The 5,355-nt window shown below is 65.0% G+C and carries 7 protein-coding genes; 5 read left to right on the top strand and 2 right to left on the bottom strand.

Annotated features, from left to right (window positions below):
- Positions 1–147: 147 nt before the first annotated feature.
- Both ACTWPT_RS59355 and ACTWPT_RS59350 read right to left on the bottom strand, forming a co-directional pair.
- The gene (locus ACTWPT_RS59355) at positions 148–369 is read right to left on the bottom strand and encodes a tyrosine-type recombinase/integrase (RefSeq protein ID WP_443186366.1); all 222 of its coding nucleotides are present in this window, start codon (positions 367–369) and stop codon (positions 148–150) included.
- The gene (locus tag ACTWPT_RS59350) at positions 366–743 is read right to left on the bottom strand and encodes a hypothetical protein (RefSeq protein WP_443186365.1); all 378 of its coding nucleotides are present in this window, start codon (positions 741–743) and stop codon (positions 366–368) included. Before ACTWPT_RS59350 ends, ACTWPT_RS59355 begins: the two co-directional genes overlap by 4 nt.
- A gap of 456 nt (positions 744–1,199) precedes the next feature.
- Here ACTWPT_RS59350 and ACTWPT_RS59345 point away from each other — a divergent pair, with 456 nt between their 5' ends.
- From ACTWPT_RS59345 to ACTWPT_RS59325, 5 genes are all read left to right on the top strand, one after another.
- The gene (locus ACTWPT_RS59345) at positions 1,200–1,670 is read left to right on the top strand and encodes an RICIN domain-containing protein (protein ID WP_443186364.1); all 471 of its coding nucleotides are present in this window, start codon (positions 1,200–1,202) and stop codon (positions 1,668–1,670) included.
- An 847-nt stretch (positions 1,671–2,517) separates the two neighbouring features.
- Positions 2,518–2,811 (top strand): type II toxin-antitoxin system Phd/YefM family antitoxin, encoded by a 294-nt coding sequence (locus ACTWPT_RS59340; RefSeq protein ID WP_443186367.1) that lies wholly within the window; start codon positions 2,518–2,520, stop codon positions 2,809–2,811.
- Positions 2,808–3,068, top strand: a complete 261-nt coding sequence (locus tag ACTWPT_RS59335) for a Txe/YoeB family addiction module toxin (protein ID WP_443186363.1) — start codon at positions 2,808–2,810, stop codon at positions 3,066–3,068. Before ACTWPT_RS59340 ends, ACTWPT_RS59335 begins: the two co-directional genes overlap by 4 nt.
- Before the next feature lie 337 nt (positions 3,069–3,405).
- Entirely contained in the window at positions 3,406–4,551 is a 1,146-nt protein-coding gene (locus ACTWPT_RS59330; protein ID WP_443186362.1) for a helix-turn-helix domain-containing protein, read from the top strand.
- A 150-nt stretch (positions 4,552–4,701) separates the two neighbouring features.
- On the top strand, positions 4,702–5,232 hold the full coding sequence (locus tag ACTWPT_RS59325) for a hypothetical protein (protein ID WP_443186361.1): 531 nt from the start codon (positions 4,702–4,704) through the stop codon (positions 5,230–5,232).
- The last annotated feature ends 123 nt before the right edge of the window (positions 5,233–5,355 follow it).

The raw sequence follows: 5,355 nt of genomic DNA, 5'->3' as shown, positions 1-5,355 counted from the left end.
CGCGTACATGTGGGTCAGGGATCTCGGGATCCTGTTCACTTGCTCCCACGAAGGGATGTCTCCTTCCCCACCCTCAGCACAGAGTTTTGTACCTGTTTGCTACCTCTGTCTATTTTGGCAGGGAGGGCTGAGTGACTAACTGCGTGACTATGACTTCGGGATAAGCGGAAAGATCTCATCCATCACCGTCGCTCCCTCCTGCATGACGGGTCTGATCTGCTTGCGGTAGACGGTCTCCGTGACGATCGTGTTCGTGTGGCCGACCAGGCGTGAGATTTGCTCGATCGGCACATCGTGAGCGGAGAGCAGAGACACGAAGCTGTGCCGCAGCTCGCGCGGGGCCCACTCCTCGGGCACGATGCCCTTCACACCCCCTTGATGGCGGTGCGGAAGTCTCGCCGTACGTTCTCCGCCGTCATGGCCGTGCCGGTCTTGGTACCGAACACGCGGCGCTCGCTGAGCCGGTCGAGGTCCTTCTGTTCGGTCATTAGGACCTTGAGCGCGGTCACGCAGCGGTTCGGGATACGGAGAGAGCGTCGGGACTTCACGGTCTTGGTGTCCCCGGACTGCCGTACAGAGCGCCACACATGGATGGCGAACTGATCGTGATCCCAACCCGCTTCGGTGATGGGACGCCAGAACCTCCGGGGTTCGTCGTAGGCCACGACGTGATCCCAGCGAAGATCTCGGAGCTCCTCGGTACGAGCTCCCGTGAGCAGGGAATGCACGATGTAGGCGCGCATGCGCGGTGTCGCCTTTCTCGGCCGTCAAGGAGCGCGGCAGTATCTGCGTCGGAAGTCGTTGAACCGAGCGCAGAAGCCCTTGACCGCAACCGGCCTGCCGGTTCGCGGCTTGCTCGCAGTGTCCACGTGTCGGCCTGTGCGTCCACTCCGCTGGGTCCTCCACAGAGATCCCGCAGCTTGCGCTTGCCGAGAGCCGGGATGATGTGGATGTCGGCGTACCAGGTGTAGGTCTTGCAGTGGCGCAAGGCCTACACGTGCGCTTTCACACACCGCACAGACCCCTCGGGTGACGCGGGCGTGAGCGGTTGAGCGTGGTCATGACCGGCTTGGCTTGTCCGGATGATTGACATACCCGCGATATACCGCCCCTCGCTAGCGTCAGCACGGTCGACAGCCCACATGTGGCAGATGCTTCTTGCTGTCCATTCGGCAGCCGCGATATCCCCAAGGAGAACGATGGATTACCGTGCCATTATCCGAACCGCTGCTGTGGCAGTAGCTCTGTTCACCATGGCTGCCGCCACACCGGCCGCCGCCGAACGGCAATCAGAGGCATCGCAGCTGTTCGCTTCGCTCACGTTCCCGGAAGTCAAGCACGTGCAGAGCGGTAAGTGCCTCGCCGCGTCCACCTCCATCGGCGTCGTACTCAGAGACTGCAACGGCAGCGAGTACCAGCAGTGGTACAGGCAAAAGCCGGGCAATAACGGCGAGAACATCGTTCACCTGCAAAGTCGCAAGTGCCTCGACGGGAGCGTCGAGAAGGGCATCAGACTCGTCGACTGCAGGGGGAACGTGTACCAACTGTGGTACCGGTACTCGTCGGGTGCTGTTCCGAATCTGCAGAACGGCAAGTGCCTCGCCGCGAGTGTCTCCCTCGGCGTCAAACTCAGAGACTGCAACGGCACCTCCTACCAGCAGTGGTCCTGAGCCCGGAAGCAACCTCCGCCGGACAGTGGGGTGGTCCGTCGCCGCTCCCGGAGCCGACAAGTAGCGACCGCCACAGCTGGACTGGGGGCCATTACGTGAGCCGTGGTGGTCCTCAGGATGCGGTGCTTCGCGCGTTTACCTGAGCGCGCTGTCGCGCAAAAGAGCGGCTGAAACACTGGGGGTAGCCCTAGCACCTCTCCCTGCCAGTGCTAGCACCTGCGCTAGCACCCGAAAAGGCGATCTACCTGCGGGCTAGCAGGCTAGCGGCCTTCTGCAGGTCTCCCCCTTCGTCGCCGAATGGCGGCTTACTGGGCCCCCTGGTCTCTCCTGCTAGCGCCCGCCTGCCCAAAGTGTTTCAGCGCCTTCCGCGCGTAGCGCGGCGAGAAGGAAGGCGCGCGACGCGCCTTATGGAGCCCCCATGCCTTAAGAGACTCGTGGTCCTGTTCGGCGAGTTCGGAACTGCTCGCCAGCCTGGCTTGAGTGACTGACTGCGTGACAACGGTCAAAGTTGATCACGGACAGCGGTGGACGCTTGTGGACGGTTGAATGCAGGTCGCGGGCGATTCCGTCATGCTCGAACGTGCGTTCCCATTGCCTGAAGGCGGAAAGGTCGGCGGTTCGACCCCGCCCCTGACCACCTCGCCTGAACAGCCAAAACGCCCCGGACGGATCACTGTTCGGGGCTTTTTGATCTCCACTGACAGCAACGTCACCACTCTTCTGCCTCTACCTCTCGGGTGGAAGCGGAAGTGTGGAGCTTTCGTCACAAGAACCTGCAGCCATTCGCATCTTGATGCAACAGCTTGATGTTTGCGCGTACCCGTGTGCGGATCCACCGCCGCATTTGATGTACATCATGATGTACACTGATGGCATGAAGGTGATGACCATGTCCGAATCGCGGGCCAACTACGCCGCCACCCTCGACGCCGTCATCGACGACCAGGAGGAGGTCCTCATCACCCGCCCCGGCGGAGAGGGCGTCGTCATGGTGTCGCAGCGCGAATACGAATCGATGCGCGAGACGCTTTACCTGATGGCCTCTCCCGTCAACCGCAGACGGCTGTCAGAGGCGGTCGCCCGTCTGGAGGCCGGAGGGGGCACCGTCCGCGAATTGGCCGATGAGGACGCCACCTCGTGAAGATCCTTTTCGACGAACTTGCCTGGGAGGACTACTGCTACTGGCAGCGAGAAGATCGACGCATCCTCAAAAGGATCAACCAGCTGATCGCTGACATAGCCCGAAACGAGAACGAAGGCATCGGCAAACCAGAGCCGCTGAAGTACGAATGGTCCGGCTACTGGTCCCGGCGTATCACCTCAGAACACCGGCTCGTCTACCGCGTCAACGACGACACCATCATGATCGCCGCCTGTCGCTATCACTATGAGAGGTAGCATCCGTCCGGCCGGCAAACCCCAGCATCCCGCCTCTTTCTAGAGAGAAAGTAGGCTTTTTCGCTGCCTGCGGTGCTCCTCTTGCGGGATATGCCTGCCACTCGCCGGCTGTGACCAGGGCGATCGTGCCGCCGATGAGCGCCTGGCCCAGCGCTATCAGCAGGCCGGGTCGCCGCACGCCTATGTCGGCGAGTTCTTCGACGGTGGTCACCGGTTCGACGTGATGATGCAGGACGCCGCGTTCGCCTACCTGGCGGCGTGGCTGCGGCCGTAAGCGTGGCGGCGGTGCCGGCCGGAAGATAGTGCGTCGCCGTGGACCGTTCTAAGGATTTCTCCCATGTGTGCTCACACCTACGGTCTGTGGGAGGCGGCCGCGAAGCTCAGCCTTGAGGCGTACCGGCTGGCCGCCCGCTTCGGGCTGGTTCGCATGTACGGGCGGTCGGCGCTGGCGGACGCCGCCGAGTCGCTGATCTTCCTGGGCCGCGGGGAGGAGGCGCTGTCGCTGCTGGAGGAGGAATTCGCCGAGTTCGACTCGCCGACCGGTTTCCTCGACGCCGCACCGCTTCAGGCCCGGGCCCTGTATCTCCTGCATCGAGCCGACCTGGCCGCGGCCTGGGAGGATCTGGCCGCGGTGCTGAAGAGCACGCCGTTCTCCCTGGATCCCCAGTACGCCGCCCCGCAGTTCGGCCGCATGGCCGCCGTCGCCATATGGGACGGCAGGCTGGAGGAGGCCAGGGATGCCGTGGCCGAGGGGCTGCGTCTGCTCGGCGACAGCGACGAGGGCTCGCTGACCATCGAGGTGAGCCACATCGGCCTGACGGTCGAAGCGGCGATCGCCGAACGGGCGGTCGCCCAGCGGAACGCCCACGAAATCGGCCAGGCCCGCCGGATCGGCCGTGGTCTGCTGGAACGTGCCCGTACGGCCGCGGCTCACGTGTCCATCCCCCTGGTGGAGGCCAGGCTGATGAGTGCCGAAGCCGAGTGGACCAGGATCGAGGGAGCGAGCGACCCGCAGCGCTGGGCCGCGGCGCTGGCCGCCTGGCAGGGGCTCAAGTGTCCGTTCGAGATCGGGTACGCGCGGTGGCGGTACGGCGAGGCGTTGCTGTCCGCCGGCGCCTCCCGCGAGGCTGTGGCCGCCGATCTCATCGAGGGCTGGACCGTGGCACGGGATCTCGGGGCCCGGCTGTTGGCCGAGGAGATCAGCGCCCTGGCACGCCGGGCTCGCATCGACCTGACGAGCTCGGAGGAGGCACCGGAGCCGAGCGGGCGGTCCGCGGAGCCCGGTGACCGGTTCGGGCTCACTCCGCGCGAACGTGACGTGCTGAAATTGGTGGCCACCGGCCGTACCAATCGGCAGATCGCCCAGGCGCTCTTCATCAGCGACAAGACCGCGAGCGTGCACGTGTCCAACATCCTCGCCAAGCTCGGCGCCGCGAACCGATCGGAGGCGGCGGCGATCTCCCACCGGCTGGGTCTCGGCTGATGGGGCCGAGCCGGGCTCCATCGGCGTGCCGTCGGTTCGGGTGCACTGACCCGGACATAGATCGCGTGTCTGGATATCTGACGCTTTACCGTACTGAGATGTACCGATTTCGCTACTGTCGCATCCATCCCGCACGAGAGGAACCCCTGGATGCGACGCTTACCCTTCGTCCTCGCCGCCGCGCTCACCGCGACCTCGCTCCTCCCGGACCCTGCCCTGGCGAAATCCGCCCGGAGCGGCGAGAGCGCCGCAGCCACCCGCGCGCCCGCGAAGCCGGTCGCAGGCAAGGCGACCAAAGGGAAAGCCACCCTGTACGAACTCCAGTCCGGGGGCGGTAACTGCTCATATCCGTCGCCTCCCGCCGGCAACCTCTACGTCGCGCTCTCTCCGCGCGAGTACGCCGCCGCGGCCGCCTGCGGCGGCTACGTGAACGTCACCGGGCCGAAGGGCACCGTCCAGGTCAAGGTCGTCGACCAGTGCCCGGAGTGCCCGGCGGGGCACATCGACCTGAGCCGCACGGCCTTGCCCGGGTCGCGGACCCCGGCAAGGGCACAGCGGCGGTCAGCTACCGCCCGGTCGGCAACCCGCGAGTCGGCAGGCCGCTCTCCTTCCGCGTCAAGGAGGGCTCGTCGCAGTGGTGGTTGGCCCTGCTGGTCATCGACCACGGCAATCCGCTCGTAAGCATTCATCAGGGCTCAAGATCGGGTACGGCGTGAGCGTCGTGCTGCTCGTGGGATGATCTTTCGGTGCAGGCTGGGGATGGGCGTCCGTCGTATGACGAGCTTGCCGCCCTGGTCGTGGAGC

The organism is Nonomuraea sp. 3N208, assembly GCF_052245935.1.
In the GTDB taxonomy this organism is placed as follows: domain Bacteria; phylum Actinomycetota; class Actinomycetes; order Streptosporangiales; family Streptosporangiaceae; genus Nonomuraea.
This window is presented reverse-complemented; position numbering and strand designations above follow the sequence as displayed.